This window comes from Stenotrophomonas sp. FR012 (genome assembly GCF_047520565.2).
Lineage (GTDB): Bacteria > Pseudomonadota > Gammaproteobacteria > Xanthomonadales > Xanthomonadaceae > Stenotrophomonas > Stenotrophomonas sepilia.
Genome location: NZ_JAXBQL020000003.1, coordinates 55,096 through 71,233, shown reverse-complemented (window position 1 = coordinate 71,233; position 16,138 = coordinate 55,096). Strand labels below are relative to the sequence as shown.

General features: G+C 66.9%; 16 protein-coding genes. 7 read left to right on the top strand and 9 right to left on the bottom strand.

Annotated elements, in window-relative coordinates:
* Positions 1–73 precede the first annotated feature (73 nt).
* Positions 74–412, top strand: a complete 339-nt coding sequence (locus tag ACM0O9_RS06595) for a hypothetical protein (RefSeq protein ID WP_006469105.1) — start codon at positions 74–76, stop codon at positions 410–412.
* A 114-nt stretch (positions 413–526) separates the two neighbouring features.
* Here the strand turns inward: ACM0O9_RS06595 and ACM0O9_RS06590 are convergent, their stop codons facing one another.
* The 6 genes from ACM0O9_RS06590 to ACM0O9_RS06565 all read right to left on the bottom strand — a co-directional run bounded on the left by ACM0O9_RS06590 (position 527) and on the right by ACM0O9_RS06565 (position 5,786).
* On the bottom strand, positions 527–1,972 hold the full coding sequence (locus ACM0O9_RS06590; protein ID WP_065196463.1) for a GGDEF domain-containing protein: 1,446 nt from the start codon (positions 1,970–1,972) through the stop codon (positions 527–529).
* Between the two features lie 188 nt (positions 1,973–2,160).
* The gene (gene fghA, locus ACM0O9_RS06585; protein WP_005419242.1) at positions 2,161–2,991 is read right to left on the bottom strand and encodes an S-formylglutathione hydrolase; all 831 of its coding nucleotides are present in this window, start codon (positions 2,989–2,991) and stop codon (positions 2,161–2,163) included.
* A gap of 22 nt (positions 2,992–3,013) precedes the next feature.
* Positions 3,014–3,358 (bottom strand): YqcC family protein, encoded by a 345-nt coding sequence (locus ACM0O9_RS06580; RefSeq protein ID WP_005419244.1) that lies wholly within the window; start codon positions 3,356–3,358, stop codon positions 3,014–3,016.
* Between the two features lie 8 nt (positions 3,359–3,366).
* Positions 3,367–4,476 (bottom strand): S-(hydroxymethyl)glutathione dehydrogenase/class III alcohol dehydrogenase, encoded by a 1,110-nt coding sequence (locus ACM0O9_RS06575; RefSeq protein WP_053500575.1) that lies wholly within the window; start codon positions 4,474–4,476, stop codon positions 3,367–3,369.
* 58 nt (positions 4,477–4,534) lie between these two features.
* Positions 4,535–4,810 carry a formaldehyde-responsive transcriptional repressor FrmR gene (gene frmR, locus ACM0O9_RS06570; protein WP_005411009.1) on the bottom strand — a complete coding sequence of 92 codons (276 nt, stop codon included), beginning with the start codon at positions 4,808–4,810 and terminating at the stop codon, positions 4,535–4,537.
* 70 nt (positions 4,811–4,880) lie between these two features.
* Positions 4,881–5,786, bottom strand: a complete 906-nt coding sequence (locus ACM0O9_RS06565) for a LysR family transcriptional regulator (protein ID WP_065185379.1) — start codon at positions 5,784–5,786, stop codon at positions 4,881–4,883.
* A 129-nt stretch (positions 5,787–5,915) separates the two neighbouring features.
* On the opposite strand from ACM0O9_RS06565, the gene ACM0O9_RS06560 reads away from it, so the two are divergent.
* A complete protein-coding gene (locus ACM0O9_RS06560) occupies positions 5,916–7,019 on the top strand; it encodes an alkene reductase (RefSeq protein ID WP_414604007.1) in 1,104 nt (367 codons plus the stop codon).
* Positions 7,020–7,068: 49 nt separating this feature from the next.
* On the opposite strand, the gene ACM0O9_RS06555 is transcribed toward ACM0O9_RS06560, so the two are convergent.
* Positions 7,069–7,746, bottom strand: coding sequence for an SMI1/KNR4 family protein (locus ACM0O9_RS06555; protein ID WP_065196465.1), 678 nt, complete (start codon positions 7,744–7,746; stop codon positions 7,069–7,071).
* 96 nt (positions 7,747–7,842) lie between these two features.
* Between ACM0O9_RS06555 and ACM0O9_RS06550 the strand changes: the two genes are divergently transcribed.
* The gene (locus ACM0O9_RS06550) at positions 7,843–8,277 is read left to right on the top strand and encodes a VOC family protein (protein ID WP_065185381.1); all 435 of its coding nucleotides are present in this window, start codon (positions 7,843–7,845) and stop codon (positions 8,275–8,277) included.
* Between the two features lie 126 nt (positions 8,278–8,403).
* On the opposite strand, the gene ACM0O9_RS06545 is transcribed toward ACM0O9_RS06550, so the two are convergent.
* A complete protein-coding gene (locus ACM0O9_RS06545; RefSeq protein WP_065185382.1) occupies positions 8,404–9,288 on the bottom strand; it encodes a LysR family transcriptional regulator in 885 nt (294 codons plus the stop codon).
* A gap of 107 nt (positions 9,289–9,395) precedes the next feature.
* Between ACM0O9_RS06545 and ACM0O9_RS06540 the strand changes: the two genes are divergently transcribed.
* Positions 9,396–10,454 carry an NAD(P)-dependent alcohol dehydrogenase gene (locus ACM0O9_RS06540; RefSeq protein WP_061479602.1) on the top strand — a complete coding sequence of 353 codons (1,059 nt, stop codon included), beginning with the start codon at positions 9,396–9,398 and terminating at the stop codon, positions 10,452–10,454.
* 122 nt (positions 10,455–10,576) lie between these two features.
* Here the strand turns inward: ACM0O9_RS06540 and ACM0O9_RS06535 are convergent, their stop codons facing one another.
* Positions 10,577–11,941 carry a glutamate--cysteine ligase gene (locus tag ACM0O9_RS06535; RefSeq protein WP_139727650.1) on the bottom strand — a complete coding sequence of 455 codons (1,365 nt, stop codon included), beginning with the start codon at positions 11,939–11,941 and terminating at the stop codon, positions 10,577–10,579.
* Between the two features lie 152 nt (positions 11,942–12,093).
* Between ACM0O9_RS06535 and ACM0O9_RS06530 the strand changes: the two genes are divergently transcribed.
* The 3 genes from ACM0O9_RS06530 (at position 12,094) to ACM0O9_RS06520 (ending at position 15,933) form a co-directional block, all read left to right on the top strand.
* Complete coding sequence (locus ACM0O9_RS06530; protein WP_005419279.1) at positions 12,094–12,798, top strand: VIT1/CCC1 transporter family protein; 705 nt, start codon at positions 12,094–12,096, stop codon at positions 12,796–12,798.
* Positions 12,795–13,619, top strand: a complete 825-nt coding sequence (locus ACM0O9_RS06525) for a helix-turn-helix transcriptional regulator (RefSeq protein WP_065185384.1) — start codon at positions 12,795–12,797, stop codon at positions 13,617–13,619. The genes ACM0O9_RS06530 and ACM0O9_RS06525 overlap by 4 nt, the downstream gene beginning before the upstream one ends.
* 610 nt (positions 13,620–14,229) lie before the next feature.
* Positions 14,230–15,933 (top strand): proline--tRNA ligase, encoded by a 1,704-nt coding sequence (locus tag ACM0O9_RS06520; protein ID WP_065186252.1) that lies wholly within the window; start codon positions 14,230–14,232, stop codon positions 15,931–15,933.
* The last annotated feature ends 205 nt before the right edge of the window (positions 15,934–16,138 follow it).

Sequence of the window (16,138 nt, the reverse complement as noted above, 5' to 3'; positions counted from 1 at the left end):
CCGACGCGGCGCGAATCTGCACACCGATTCCACCGTGGTTGTGCCAGCCTTGCCGCACTTCAAGGAGAACTTCATGCCTGCGCAGTACCACATCAGCCTGCCCGACCCGTCCAAGGCCCGCGGCAACGACCCTGACCTGTCCTTCCATTCGCAGGGCGCCGCCGGTTTCGCCGAAGAGCTGCAGGACGCCCTGCGCAGCGGCACGCTGTTCGAACGGTGGAAGGCCAAGCAACCCGACCCGGATGCGGTGGAACCGCAGTGGGGCGTGACCGATCCGGACGCCACCGTGACCGGCGAGCAGAAGGACCTGCGCATCAACCTGGTCGCCACCACCCGTATCGACAGTGACGTGTTCAAGCAGCGCCTGCGCCTGCTGGCCGGCCACCACTGGGAACTGCGCGACGTGCGTTGAGGCCACGCCGTGGTAGTGCCGGCCGCTGGCCGGCAACCGAGGAGATGCCGGCCACCGGCCGGCACTACCCAGTGCGATGTCCCTGGATGGGCGGCACGCCATGGGCTGGTCCGCTCAACAGTCCATGGTGCCGTGCGCGTTGCCCTCGTCATCCAGCACGCGCGCATGCAGGACCACCCGGTTGCGGCCGGCACGCTTTGCGGCATACAGGCCGGCATCGGCATCGGCCAGCAGCTGGTCGGCACTGGCCAGCGCCGGTGGGTGCAGGTAGCCCACGCCGACGCTGATGCTGACCGGGCCTTCCGGCAATGGCAGCGCTTCGACCGCTTCGCGCAGGCGCTCGGCCAGCGCCAGCACGCCCGACAGTGGGCTTCCAGGCACGATGACAGCGAATTCTTCACCGCCATAACGCGCAACGCTGTCACTGCCGCGACCTGCGACGCCCTTCAGCACCCCGGCCACCGCCTGCAGGCAACGATCACCGGCCGGATGGCCGTGCCGGTCGTTGAAGGCCTTGAAGTGGTCAATATCCACCAGCAGCAGGCCCAGCTCGGTGCCGCTGCGCCGCGCGCGATTCCACTCGGAGGTCAGCCGCGCGTCGAACTCGCGGCGATTGGCCACGCCGGTGAGGCCATCCTGCCGCGCCAGTTGATCCAGCGCCGCCTGACGCTCCAGCAGATCGGTCTGCAGCAGGACGCTGCGCAGGCCGAAACCAAGGGTGGCTACGACGAAGCCCGCGACGGCCAACGGCCGCGCATGATCGACCACCAGCGTGCCGACCACCAGCAGCAGCAACGGCAGGATGATCGGACCGGCGGCCTGCACCGTCCTCGCCAGCCGCGGGTGTGCCGTGGTGCCTGTGTCCGGCGCCGTGTCCAGCGCCATGCAGGCGATCAGCAGAAAAGGTACGTCGATCAGCAGGTCGTTGAACGCACCGAATGCATCATCGGAGGTGTAGTGGTTGATGTAGTAGGCCACCAGCAGATAGGCCAGTGCGTACAACGCCAGTGCACGGAAGAACCTGCGCCGTTCGGGCACGTCGCCGGCCAGCCATCGCACCACGGCGAACGCGGCGATACACAGGTTCTGGATGTCGAACATGCGCTGCATGTTGGACATGGCATGGGCGTCGACCTCGACACGGGCGGCGAACGATGCGGTGTGCACGAAGAACAGCACACCCAGCAGCGCCGCCATCGCCGCATCGATCAGGCTGATGCTCGGGCGCTCGCGGCGTGCCCGGGCCAGGATGAACACCAGCGGCACGCCATACAGCACGTACAACAACAGGCTGACGCGTGGGGTGAAGTCAGCCCGGCCGGCGCCCAGCGCATCCACCATGTTGAACGTCATGCCACCGGCCCACAGCAGCAGTGCCATCGCGGTAGAACGCCAGCCCAGAGCGGCGCGGTCACGTTGCGCCCGCACCAGGCACGCGGCGGCGGCCAGCAGCGGTGCGCCGGTCAGGAACAGGAAAGAGCCCACGCCCGCCGGGCTCGGCCAGAACGCCACGGCCAGCCCATGGCAGAGCACGTACAGCAGCGCCAGCACTACCGGCATGCATCCCCCCGATCCGCAAGGCCGTCTGAGCGCACGATAGCGCGCCGGCACGCCACAGCGGCGTGATCCACTGCGGCAAAACGACACTCCGCGTGCATCACCATGGTAGTGCCGTCCGCTGGCCGGCAATCCCAGGGAATTGCAGGGCTGCGGGTTGCCGGCCAGCGGCCGGCACTACCGGAAAGCCCTCAGGCGTGCAGGGCGCGAGCGTGGTGGGCGACGTGCTCGCCGATGAAGCTGGCGATGAAATAGTAGCTGTGGTCGTAGCCCGGCTGCAGGCGCAGGGTCAGCGGATGGCCGGCTGCGGCGCAGGCCTCCTGCAGGCGCTGCGGCTGCAGCTGGGTCTGCAGGAACTCGTCCGCCTCGCCCTGGTCGACCAGCAACGGCAGGCGCTCGCTGGCCGTCGCCAGCAACGCACACGCGTCCCACTGCGCCCAGTCGGCTGGGTTGTCGCCCAGATAAGCCGTGAACGCCTTCTGCCCCCACGGTACGTGGCTGGGCGCGACGATCGGCGAGAACGCCGACACACTGCGGTAGCGCCCCGGGTTGCGCAGCGCGATCACCAGCGCACCATGGCCACCCATCGAGTGGCCGCTGATGCCACGCGCCCCGGTGACCGGGAAGTTCGCCTCGATCAGCGCCGGCAGTTCCTGCGCCACATAGTCATGCATGCGGTAGTGCTTCGCCCACGGTGCACGGGTGGCGTTGAGGTAGAACCCCGCCCCCTTGCCCAGGTCATAGCCCTCGGCATCGGCCACGTCATCACCGCGCGGGCTGGTATCCGGCGCGACGATGATTACGCCGTGCTCGGCTGCATAGCGCTGCGCACCGGCCTTGGTGATGAAATTCTGCTCGGTGCAGGTCAGCCCGCTCAGCCAATACAGCACCGGCAGCTTCTGCGTTTCCGCCTGCGGCGGCAGGTACACGGCGAACTGCATGTCGCAGCCCAGCGTGGTCGAACGATGGCGGTAAACATCCTGCCAACCGCCGAAACAGGCGCGGTGTTCAATACGTTCCATGGAACTCTCCTGCGTGCCGGCGTCAGCCGTCACGTGTGTTGATCAACTCATCCAGCTGCGACAGCAGGCGCAGCAGCGGTTCGACACCAGGCTGGCCGTCCAGGTTGCGGTACGCTGCGACCGCCACGTCACTGCGCGGTGGCCATTGGCCATCGGCGCGGGCTTCGTGCAGGCGCGGCAGGAACACCTGCGCCAGCCAGTGCTCGAACGGCATTTCGTCAATGCCGAAGGGTGAGTCCACTGCGCGCGGCGGACCCACGACGCCTTCGACCCAACCCAGCACGCGCAACGCCTGCTCGATCGGATCAACCAGGGCCGCGCGCGGATCTTCCGCACGCGGCCTGCGCAAGGCATCGAACCAGCCCACGCTGCGGCTCAGTAATGGACCACCGAACGGATCGACTTGCCTTCATGCATCAGGTCGAAGGCATCGTTGATCTTGTCCAGGCCCATGGTGTGGGTGACGAACGGGGCCAGTTCGATGTCGCCCTTCATCGCGTCCTCGACCATGCCCGGCAGCTGGCTGCGGCCCTTCACGCCACCGAAGGCAGTGCCCATCCACTTGCGGCCGGTCACCAGCTGGAACGGGCGGGTGGAGATCTCCTGCCCGGCACCGGCCACGCCGATCACCACGCTCTGGCCCCAGCCACGGTGCGCGCATTCCAGCGCCGCACGCATCACGTTGACGTTGCCGATGCACTCGAAGCTGTGGTCCACACCCCAGGTGGTCATTTCAACGATGACCTGCTGGATCGGCTTGTCGAAATCCTTCGGGTTGATGCAGTCGGTGGCACCGAACTCGCGCGCCAGCTCAAACTTGGACGGGTTGGTGTCCACCGCGATGATGCGGCCGGCCTTGGCCTGGCGCGCACCCTGGATCACCGCCAGGCCGATGCCACCCAGGCCGAACACCGCCACGCTGTCGCCTTCCTGCACCTTGGCGGTGTTGTGCACCGCGCCGATGCCGGTGGTGACACCGCAGCCGAGCAGGCAGACGTGTTCCGGGTTGGCGTCCGGATTGATCTTCGCCAGCGAGACTTCGGCCACAACGGTGTATTCGCTGAAGGTCGAGCAGCCCATGTAGTGATACAGCGGCTCGCCGTTGTAGCTGAAGCGGCTGGTGCCGTCGGGCATCACCCCCTTGCCCTGGGTGGCACGCACCGATACGCACAGGTTGGTCTTGCCGCTCTTGCAGAACAGGCACTCGCCGCACTCGGCGGTATACAGCGGAATCACGTGGTCGCCCGGCTTGACGCTGGTCACGCCCTCGCCCACTTCCACCACGATGCCGGCGCCTTCATGGCCCAGCACCACCGGGAACAGGCCTTCCGGGTCATCGCCGGACAGGGTGAACGCATCGGTGTGGCAGACACCGGTATGGGTGATTTTCACCAGCACTTCGCCCTTCTTCGGCGGGGCGACGTCGATCTCGACGATCTGCAGCGGCTGGCCGGGACCAAAGGCGACGGCGGCACGGGACTTCATGATGGCTTCTCCAGGGACAGGCAATGACAGGATGGGCGGCGCCATGTTGCGCCGTCGTTTATTTCAGGTACGAGCGGATCAACGCGCTCATGTCGCGCACGCGTTCGGCGCGTTGCTCGTCGGAGGCAGCGGGCTGGCCGAATTCCTCGCGCAGATGGGCCTCCATCACCTCGGACATCAGGCCGTTGACCGCGCCACGGATGGCGGCGATCTGCTGCAGCACCGGCCCGCAGTCGGCGCCGGCTTCCAGCGCGCGGTCAAGCGCATCGCACTGGCCGCGGATGCGGCGCACGCGGGCCAGGACCTTCTTCTTCTCTTCGGGGGAGTGCGGCATGGCGAACCACCCAGGAACTATACTGGGGGATAGTATACAAGCAGCCAGCAGGAACTCAATCGTGGCCAGCTCAATCGAACAATCCCTCACCCGCCAACCGCGCCAGCTCATCCACCACGTAGCGCACCTTCGGCCGCAGGTGGCGGGTCGGTGGCCACAGCGCATGGATGTCGATATGCCGCTGCATGTGCGCATCCAGCACCGATTGCAGCGCGCCGGATTCCAGATGACGGCGGACCAGTGAAACGGGCATCTGGCAGATGCCCAGCCCAGCGATGGCCGCATCGATCACCGCGTCACCATCGTTGAGCTGGTAGGTCGCATTCGGGATGAACGTTCCCTCGGCATCATCCCTGCCGATCCGCCACGCCACCGGCTGGCCGTGGCGGAAACCAACGATGCTGCGGTGCTGCGACAGTTCCTCCACGCTGCTCGGCACGCCATGCGCCCGCAGGTACTCCGGCGATGCGCAGGTGACCAGTCGTTGGCGACCCAGCCGGCGCGCGACCAGATGTTCGGCCTGGTGCAATCCGCCGAAGCGGATCAGCAGGTCGATGCCCTCTTCGACCGGATCGACGAAGTGATCGGTGAAGGTCATCGTCAGTTGCAGGTCCGGGTATTGCCGGCACAGGCGCAGCAGCACCGGCAGCACCACCAGGCGCCCGAACGAGGATGGCATGTCGATGCGCAGCCGTCCGCTGGGCAGGCCGGCCGACCCCAGGCAGGCCTCGGCGGCGGAGATTTCTTCCAGCGCCGCCGCACACGATGCGTAGTACGCTTCGCCGTCGGTGGTCAGCGCGATGCGCCGCGTGGTGCGGTGGAACAGGCGCACGCCCAGCCGCGCTTCCAGCCGGGCGATGGCCTTGCCCACCGCCGAGCGCGAGATGCCCAGCGCGTCGGCAGCCTCGGTGAAGCTGCCTGAGCGGGCCGTGGTAACGAACGTGACCAGGCCATTCAATGATTCCAGCGGCAGCATCTATCGCGCTCCATTGGGGACAAATCGTCCCGCATCTAGGGAGATCGAAGCGCTTTATGCGCCTGCATGTCAACTCCATCCTGTGTGCATCGCGCCGCTGGCGCCTCCCCCCGTACCGAGATGACCGACATGACCGCCGCCCTGTTCCGCCCCTTCGATCTGGCAGGCACCGCCCTGCGCAACCGCATCGTGATGGCCCCGATGACCCGTGCCCGCAACCCCGGCGCGGTGGCCAATGAACTCACCGCGCAGTACTACCGGCAGCGCGCCAGCGCCGGCCTGATCATCAGTGAAGGCACCCCGGTCTCGCCGCAGGGCCAGGGTTACATCGACGTGCCGGGTATCTGGTCGGCCGAGCAGGTCGCCGGGTGGAAGCTCGTCACCGAGGCGGTGCATGCCGCACAGGGCACGATCTTCGCCCAGCTCTGGCACGTCGGCCGCATGTCGCATTCCTCGCTGCAGCCCGACGGTGGCCAACCGGTAAGCGCCGGTACCCGGCCGGTCGCCAGTGCACCGAAGAACACCTCGTTCGTCTATCTGGACGACGGCAGCCGCGGCCACGCCGATCCCACCCCGGCACGTGCGCTGGCCACCGAAGAGATCCCCGGCATCGTCGACGACTTCGCGCGCGGCGCCGACAACGCCATCGCCGCCGGTTTCGATGGCATCGAACTGCATGCCGCCAACGGCTACCTGTTCGAACAGTTCCTCAACCCACTCATCAACCAGCGCGAGGACCGCCATGGCGGCTCGCTGCCCAATCGTGCGCGCTTGATCCTGGAGACCGTCGATGCGATGGCCCAGCGCATCGGTGCGCAGCGCATCGGCGTGCGCCTGGCGCCGAACAACCTCACCTTCGACATGCCGTTCTACCCCGACAACGAGGCCACCTACCTGTACCTGGCCGAGGAACTGGGCAAGCGCGGCCTGGCCTATGTGCATCTCAACGACAACCTGCAGGCGGGCCAGTCGGTACTGGGCGAGGTGTTCCTGCGGCAGTTCAGGCAGGCCTACGGCGGCACCGTCATCCTGGCAGGTGGCATGACCCGCGAACGCGCCCTGCAGCTGGTCGAAGCGGGCACCATCGACCTGGCCGCGTTCGGCCAGCCGTTCATCGCCAACCCGGATCTGGTCGAACGCCTGCAGCGCAACATCGCGTTGGCCACGCCCGACCGCAGCACCTATTACGGTGGCGGCGAAGCAGGCTACCTCGATTACCCGGCCGCAGGCTGATCCCGCACGGGATCGGATCCCCACCACAGGTGGGGCTCCGACCCTTGGCTCAAACTTCCTCGCGCACGTAAGCGAACGACTCGTCCAACCGCTCGAAGCCGATCACTTCAACGACGATGGCCTGTGCGTCGTCTTCGCTGATGTTTCCTTCTTCAATATCGTCAACGCGGGCGAACAACCGCTGCAACGCCGCGAACTGGTCGCCGCGCAGGAACGACTGGTGGCTCTGCAGCCAGCGCTGCAGATTGCCGGCCAGCTCGCCGTGCGACAGCAGCGTATACGGCGCTTGGTAGTCGGCAACGGCTTCGACCATCTTGCGGAACAGGAAATCCTGGTAGTTGGCGGCCAGCACATCGGCACGATCATCGTCATGCCACACGAGCACGACGGGCGGCTCGGCAGAATCGGGCGCGTTGCTCCAGAAGCAGTAGCTGTCGCCGCCGCCGGTCCGCGCAAACGGCAGGAGCTGCAGGTCGGGACGCAGGGGATTGTAGTGGTCCTCGGCGGTCAGCTCCTGCCACGCCTCCAGCAGCTCATCGTGTTCCAACGGCTCGTAATCCTGGGCGTATAGCAACACCGGTGGATCCGCCTGCAGCGTCGGGAACACCACCTCGGACCAATCCGGATGGGGAGTGCCCCAGCTCAACCGACCCGCTGCATGCAACTGCTTGAACAGGGGCGGGAAGGCCTGGCCGGTGGCCTGTTCGATGTCGGATAGCACGCTCATGGATGTCCTTGTCGATGGAGGCCGCCCAGCTTGCCCGAATCCGCGCAGGAGATGAACCGGCAGCAGCAGGTGGCGAGACTAGACTGCAACCACCGGATGCTGGAAATCACTGCCGTGAACGCCACTGCCCGCAACTTCATCGTCAACATCGACGTGCCCGACCTGGCCGCGGCCGAAGCGTTCTACCTGGCCGCGTTCGGGTTGCGCATCGGTCGTCGGCTCGGTACCGGCGCGGTGGAACTGCTCGGTGGGCCAACACCGCTCTACCTGCTGCAGAACGAGGCTGGCAGCGCCGCCACCGAAGACGGCGATGTGCGTGACTACGAGCGCCACTGGACCCCGCTGCACCTGGACTGGGTGGTGGAAGACATCGATGCCGCGTTGATGCGTGCGGTCGCGGCCGGAGCGATGCTCGAGCAACCGGTGCGCGAGCGCCGCTGGGGCCGTATCGCCGTGCTGGCCGATCCGTTCGGGCACGGCTTCTGCCTGATCCAGTTCAGTGGCGAAGGCTACGACGCGCTGGTCGAATGAATTGCTGGCTGCGTCGCGGGCGCCAATCCACGCATGGCGCGGATCTACTGATCCGCTTCAAGCAACGCGTGGAGGCTGTCGTTCGGCAGTGGATCCACGCCATGCGTGGATACGCACCACCGCACGTCACTCCCGCAGCATGTCGACGAACGCGCGCAGCGCTCCGGGCATCTGCCGCTGCTTCGGGTAGTACAGCGCGAACCCGGCGAACGGCTCGCTCCAGTCTTCCAGTACCGCCACCATCTGCCTCGATTCGATATACGGCCGCGCGGTGTCTTCCAGCACGTAGGCCAGGCCGATGCCATCAAGCACTGCACCGACCACGGTGCCCTGCTCGCTCAACGTCAGCCGGCCCGGCACGTCGATCTCCAGCGCTTGCCCGCTACGCTCGAACTGCCATTTGTACAGATGCCCGCTGGCAAAGCGGAAGCGGATGCATTCATGCGCGGCCAGGTCGCGCGGATGCTGCGGCGCCGGATGTCGCCGCAGGTAATCCGGCGAGCCAACGATCAGCCCACGCAGAGGCGGCCCCATCGGCACCGCCACCATGTCCTCGGGCACGAATTCGTGCAGGCGCACGCCCGCGTCGTAGCCCTCGGCGACGATATCGACCAGCCCATCATTTTCGGTCAGCTCGACGCGTACATCGGGGTGAGCGTGCAGGAAGCGCGCAAGCCGAGGCCGCAGCTGGGTCGCCACCGCCGCCCGGGTGGCGTTGATGCGCAGCAGGCCGGCCGGGGCGGCACGGAAGTGGTTCATTTCTTCCAGCGCGTCATGCACCTGCCCCAGCGCCGGCTGAAGGCGCTCCAGCAGGCGCTGCCCGGCCTCGGTCAGGGCCACGCTGCGCGTGGTGCGGTGGAACAGGCCCACGCCCAGTCGTTCTTCCAGCGCGCGGATCGCATAGCTCACCGCCGAGGTCGACAGCGCCAGCTCGGCGCCGGCGCGGCGGAAGCTGCGGTGGCGGGCAACCGCCGCGAACGCGGCCAGGTGGGAAAGGTTGTCAGTGGCCATGATTGTGCAGTTTCACTTGATGAATCATGCCGATATCCACGCTTCTTGCCATTGGGAACGCGGCGTATTGTAAAGCGCCTTTCGATAAACCCTGCCAAGGATTCCCCATGTCCCTCGCCCGTGGTTACGCCGCCCATTCCCATACCGCTCCGCTGGTCCCCTATGAGTTCGAACGCCGTGCGGTCGGTCCCGACGATGTGCGCATCGAGATCCTCTACAGCGGCATCTGCCACTCCGACCTGCACCAGGCCCGCGATGACTGGGGTGGCTCGATCTACCCGATGGTGCCGGGCCACGAGATCATCGGCCGCGTCACCGAGGTCGGCAGCAACGTTACCCGCTTCAAGGTCGGCGACCACGCCGGCGTGGGTTGCATGGTCGACTCCTGCCGCCACTGCGACGCCTGCCAGCACGACCTGGAGCAGTACTGTGCCGAGGGCGCGACCTGGACCTACAACGGCCGTGAACGCGAAAGCGGCGCACCGACCTACGGCGGCTATTCCGACCACGTGGTGGTAGAGCAGCGCTTCGTGGTGAAGGTCTCCGATACCCTCGACCTGAAGGCGGCCGCACCGCTGCTGTGCGCCGGGATTACCACGTGGTCGCCGCTGCGCCATTGGAAGGTCGGCCCGGGCCAGAAGGTCGGCGTGATCGGCCTCGGCGGCCTCGGCCACATGGGCGTGAAGTTCGCCAAGGCACTCGGCGCGCACGTGGTGATGATCACCACCACCCCGGAAAAGGGCGCCGATGCCAAGCGCCTGGGCGCCGATGAGGTGCTGGTCTCGCGCGATGCGGCGCAGATGAAGGCGCACGCCGGCAGCTTCGACTTCCTGCTCAATACCATCCCGGTCAGCCATGACACCAATCCGTACATGGGCCTGCTCAAGCGCGAAGCCACCATGTGCCTGGTGGGCGTGCTGACCGAACTGGACCCGCCGCTGACCGGCGGCAGCGTGATCTTCGGCCGCAAGCACCTGACCGGCTCGGCGATCGGTGGCATGGCCGAAACCCAGGAAATGATGGACTTCTGCGCCGAGCACGGCATCGTCAGCGACGTCGAGATGATCGACATCAGGAACGTCAACGAAGCCTGGGAGCGCATGGCGAAGAACGATGTGCGCTACCGCTTCGTGATCGACATGGCGACGTTGAAGAACGCGGCCTGAACCAGGACGGATCTGGAAATGAAAAACCCCGGCAATGCCGGGGTTTTTCTTCTGGTAGTGCCGGCCGCTGGCCGGCGACCCTGCCAGGCTGCCGGCCAGCGGCCGGCACTACCGCAATCCACTCAGTACGCGAACTCGCGGAACACCGGATCGACGTCACCATGCCAGCGGCCATGGAACAGCGCCAGCTTGCGCTCGGCCGGGGTCAGGCCGGATTCGACGATCTCCTGCAGCACGTCCAGGAACTTGCTCTCGTCCTGGCCGTCGGCATTGCGCGCCGCACGGCGCTTGAGGCCTTCCACGGAAATCCTGACCGCTTCCCGGGCCAGGTCGCGCACCGTGCCGTTGCGGAACGGCAGGTTCATTGCATGCTTCGGCACGCCGTCACGCAGCGCATGGCGCTCGGCCAGGGTGAAGTCACGCACCAGGTCCCAGGCAGCGTCCAGCGCAGTGTCGTCGTACAGCAGGCCCACCCAGAACGCCGGCAGCGCACACAGGCGGCTCCACGGGCCACCATCGGCGCCGCGCATTTCCAGATACTTCTTCAGGCGCACTTCCGGAAACGCGGTGGTCATGTGGTCCGACCAGTCGCGCAGGGTCGGCAACGCGCCCGGCAGCACCGGCAGCTTGCCCTGCATGAAGTCGCGGAAACTCTGCCCGCTGGCGTCGTGGTAGGTGCCGTCGCGATAGGAGAAGTACATCGGCACGTCGAGCAGGTAATCGACATAGCGCTCGTAGCCGAATCCATCCTCGAACACGAAGTCGAGCATGCCGGTGCGGTCGGCGTCGGTGTCGGTCCAGATGTGCGAGCGATAGCTCAGGTAGCCGTTCGGCTTGCCTTCGGTGAACGGCGAATCGGCGAACAGCGCGGTGGCGATCGGCTGCAGCGCCAGGGACACGCGGAACTTCTTCACCATGTCCGCTTCGGTGGCGTAGTCCAGGTTCACCTGCACCGTGCAGGTACGGGTCATCATGTCCAGGCCCAGCGAACCGACCTTGGGCATGTACGCGCGCATGATCTTGTAGCGGCCCTTCGGCATCCACGGCATTTCATCGCGCTTCCACTTCGGCTGGAAGCCCATGCCGAGGAAGCCCAGCTGCAGTTCGCCGGCCACCTGCGCCACTTCGTTGAGGTGGGTGCCGGTCTCCACGCAGGTCTGGTGGATGGTCTCCAGCGCCGCACCGGACAGCTCCAGCTGGCCGGCCGGTTCCAGCGTCACCGAGGCCCCATCGCGCAGCAGGGCGATGGTGCGGCCATTCTCCTGTACCGGCTCCCAGCCGAAGCGGACCAGGCCGTTGAGCAGTGCTTCAATGCCGCGCTCCCCCTCGAAGGTCGGCGGGCGCAGGTCGTCCAGGCGGAACCCGAACTTCTCGTGCTCGGTGCCGATGCGCCACTGCGCGCGAGGCTTCTCGCCGGAGGCGATCACCTCCACCAGCTGCGAGCGGTCGGTAATGGGGGTATCGGCGACGTGGCTGGGGCTCGACAAGGGGAGGGCTCGCTGGACGGTGGCGGGGGATGTGGGGCTCGCGGCCTTCCATCGCAAGGGCGCACTATAGCGTGGCACCTCGTTGCGTCATGCGACGGTGACGGGTTTCAGCATCCTACCGACGCCCTCTTGACCCTCGTACACTCAACGACATGAGCCGCCATTCACGACATCCCGAACTGCACCGCTCCGAGCGCGTCGGCTGGCTGCGTGCCGCCGTGCTGGGCGCCAATGATGGCATCGTCTCGGTGGCCGGCCTGGTGGTCGGCGTGGCCGCCGGCGGCGCCTCCGCTACCACCATCCTCGCCACCGGCGTGGCCGGCACCGTGGCCGGCGCGATGTCGATGGCCGCCGGCGAGTACGTCTCGGTACAGACCCAGGCCGACACCGAGGACGCAGACCTGGCAATGGAAAAGCGCGAGCTGCGCGAAAATCCGCACAGCGAGCTGGAGGAGCTGGCCGCGATCTACCGCCACCGCGGCCTGGAGCCTGCGCTGGCACGGCAGGTGGCCGAACAGCTCACCGCCCATGATGCGCTGGGTGCCCACGCCCGCGACGAACTGGGCATCACCGATACCCTGCGCGCCCGCCCGCTGCAGGCAGCGCTGGCCTCGGCCGGTGCGTTCACCTGTGGCGCGGCGCTGCCGGTGCTGACCGCCCTGCTCGCGCCGGTCGACAGGGTCGCACTGATGACCACGGCCAGTACCCTGCTCGGCCTGTGCCTGACCGGCGCAGTGGCGGCCAGGGCCGGCGGCGCACCGCCGGTTCGCGGCGCGATCCGGGTGATGTTCTGGGGCGCATTGGCGATGGCCGCGGCGGCCGGCGTCGGTCGCCTGTTCGGTGCCCACGTGTCATGACCGCCATGCTGCCACCGGCCACCGCACTGCTGGCCGAGATGGCCAGCCTGGCCGGCTGCGCACGCGCCGAAGGTTATGCGTGCATCACCGCTCGGCGCGAACATGGCGCCAGCTCGGTGGAGATTCCACAACCACAGTTCGCGATCCTGCTGGAAGGACGCAAGCAAGTGCGTACCGCGCACCAGTCGCTGGAGTTCATGCCCGGCGACATCCTGCTGCTGACCCAGCGCTGCCGCATCGATGTGGTCAACACCCCCGACCCACGCAGTGGCCGCTACCTCAGCGCCATCGTGCCGCTGTGTGCCGAAGTGCTGGCGGCCGCACGCACGCTGTGGAGCGGGGAGCTTCCCGCCGCCGGTCATGCGATGGCGCGGCTGCCGTTGATCGATCATGGCGCGGTGCTGCGCCAGTGGCGGCAATCTCTGCAGGACGGCCGTTACAGCGAAGCGCGGCTGGCCCTGGCCTCGTTGGTACTGACCCTGTGCCGGCAGGGCCACGGCAACCTGCTGCTGCCGCAGGCGCCGAGCCTGGGCGAACAGATCCGCGACCGCATCGCCGCCGAACCCGCTCGCGACTGGCAATCGCGCGATGTGGAAGCGCTGTTCGCGCTGAGCGGCGCGACCCTGCGCCGTCGGCTCGCCGCCGAGGACACCAGCCTGCGCCAGCTGCTCACCGAGGCCCGGCTGGCGCATGGCATGCAGCTGCTCTACACCACCGACCTGCCGCTGAAGACCGTGGCCGCACGCGCGGGCTACCGCTCTGCGGCCAGTTTCAGCAAGCGCTTTGCCGAGCAGTACGGGCTGGCTCCCACAGACATTTGAGGGGTTCGGCAGGGCTGCGCCCTGCACCCGCCAAAGCAAGTGCAAGAGCCGAAGCAACAGCCAAAGCAACAGCAACAGCGGCTATCCGTGGGAGGGCGGGGCGGTGTGGGTGGGCAGGACACGCCGTAAACCCATCCATGGGGGCTCGATGGCGCCATCCATGGCGCCAACGGTCCTGCCCACCCACACCGCCCCACCTCTGACAGATCTTCGCGGCTGTTGGTAGGCGTCGACCTTGGTCGACACGATTTTTCTGTCAGATATCGAAATCGATCTGGGGTCAGATCCGTTTTCCTGCGGAAAACGGATCTGACCCCAAGAGCATCTCCAACAGTTCGCGGAAAACTGTCGAAGGCGGGGTGGGTCCGGTTGCGGGAGTGTCCGCGGCATGGATGCCGCGGCCAAGCCCCCATGGATGGGTTTACGGCGTCTCCCGCAACCGGACCCACCCCGCCATCCCACGGGAAACCCGCTGTTGCTTCGGCTGTTGCTTCTGAGGTTGCCGGCCAGCGGCCGGCACTACGGCGGGTGCAGGGCGCAGCCCTGCCGATACCCCTCCCCCCGGCCGGGCTGGCAGAATAGACGTCTCTGCCGTTATCCGAAGCCGACGATGCGCCTCTCCCAGTTCCACCTGCACACCACCAAGGAAACCCCCAGCGACGCCGAGCTGACCAGCCACCGGCTGATGCTGCGCGCGGGCATGATCCGCAAGCTGGCATCGGGCCTGTACACCTGGTCGCCGCTGGGCCTGCGCGTGCTGCGCAAGGTCGAGCGCATTGTTCGCGAGGAAATGGACCGGGCCGGCGCGGTGGAATTCCAGATCCCGACCATCCAGCCGAAGGAACTGTGGGAGCAGACCGGCCGCTGGCAGAAGTTCGGCCCGCAGCTGCTGAAGATCAAGGACCGCAAGGACCAGGTGTTCTGCTACAGCCCGACCGCCGAAGAAGCCGCCTGCGACTTCGCGCGCAGCGAGCTGTCCAGCTACAAGCAGCTGCCGGTGAACTTCTACCAGATTCAGACCAAGTTCCGCGACGAGATCCGCCCGCGCTTCGGCGTGATGCGCGCGCGCGAATTCCTGATGAAGGACGCCTATTCGTTCCACCTGCACGATGAGTGCCTGGTGCGCGAGTACGAGAACATGAAGTCGGCCTACAGCCGCATCTTCACCCGCCTCGGCCTGGATTTCCGCATGGTGCAGGCAGACTCCGGCGCGATCGGCGGCGATGCCTCGCAGGAATTCCACGTGATCGCCGATTCCGGCGAAGACGCGCTGGTGTTCTCCACCGGTTCGGACTACGCGGCGAACATGGAGGCGGCGATCGCCGCCGATCCGGCACCGCGTGCGGCCGCCACCGAAACAATGCGCAAGGTGGATACCCCCACCCAGAAGACCTGCGAGGACGTCGCGGCCCTGCTCGGCATCGACCTGCAGCGCACGGTGAAGTCGGTGGCACTGATCGCCGGCGAAGGCGAGGCACAGCAGTTCGTGCTGGTGCTGGTGCGTGGCGACCATGAGGTCAATGAAATCAAGCTGGCCAAGGTGGCCGGGCTGGACGAGCAACGCTTCGCCAGCGAGGCGGAAATCGCCGAGCACCTGGGCAGCGTGCCAGGCTTCCTCGGCCCGGTCGCGCCGGCCAAGGCCATCCGCGTGGTCGCCGATCGCGAAGTGGCGGCAATGGCCGACTTCGTCGTCGGCGCCAACGAGGCCGGTTTCCACCTGGCCGGCGTCAACTGGGGCCGCGACCTGCCGGAACCGGAAGTGGCCGACATCCGCAACGTGCGTGCCGGCGATCGTGCCGTGGACGGCGGTGAACTGAAGATCGCCCGTGGCATCGAAGTCGGCCACGTGTTCCAGCTCGGCCGCAAGTACGCCGAAGCGCTGGATGCCACCGTGCTGGATGAAAACGGCAAGGCGGCGGTGATGGCGATGGGCTGCTACGGTATCGGTATCTCGCGCGTGGTGGCTGCCGCGATCGAACAGAACCATGACGATGCCGGCATCATCTGGCCGGACGCGATGGCGCCGTGGCAGGTCGTGGTGTGCGTGATCAACCCGAAGGGCGATGCCGTTGTGGCCGACGCTGCAGCCAATCTGCTGCAGGAGCTGCGCGACGCCGGCCTGGACGCCGCGCTCGACGATCGCGGCCTGCGCCCGGGCGCGATGTTCGCCGACATGGAACTGATCGGCATCCCGCACCGCGTGGTGGTCAGCGAACGTGGCCTGGCCGCCGGCACCTACGAGTACCGCGCGCGCCGCGCCAGCGAGGCGGAGAGCCTGGACAAGGCCACCCTGCTGCAGCGACTGCAGGGCTGACGTGGAAAGACCGGGGCCTGCCCCGGTCTTTTTTTTTGGGGGCGCGCGGCCTTTCCCTATATTGCAGCGGACATAATCCGGTCAAAATCACCGCGATAGCGTCTGCATGCCGCCACGCCATGACCCGCCTGCATTTGTGCTGTGATTAATTCATCTCTATTCTGTCCGCCGACGCCATGGACTGGCTTGTCCCGTCCACACATTA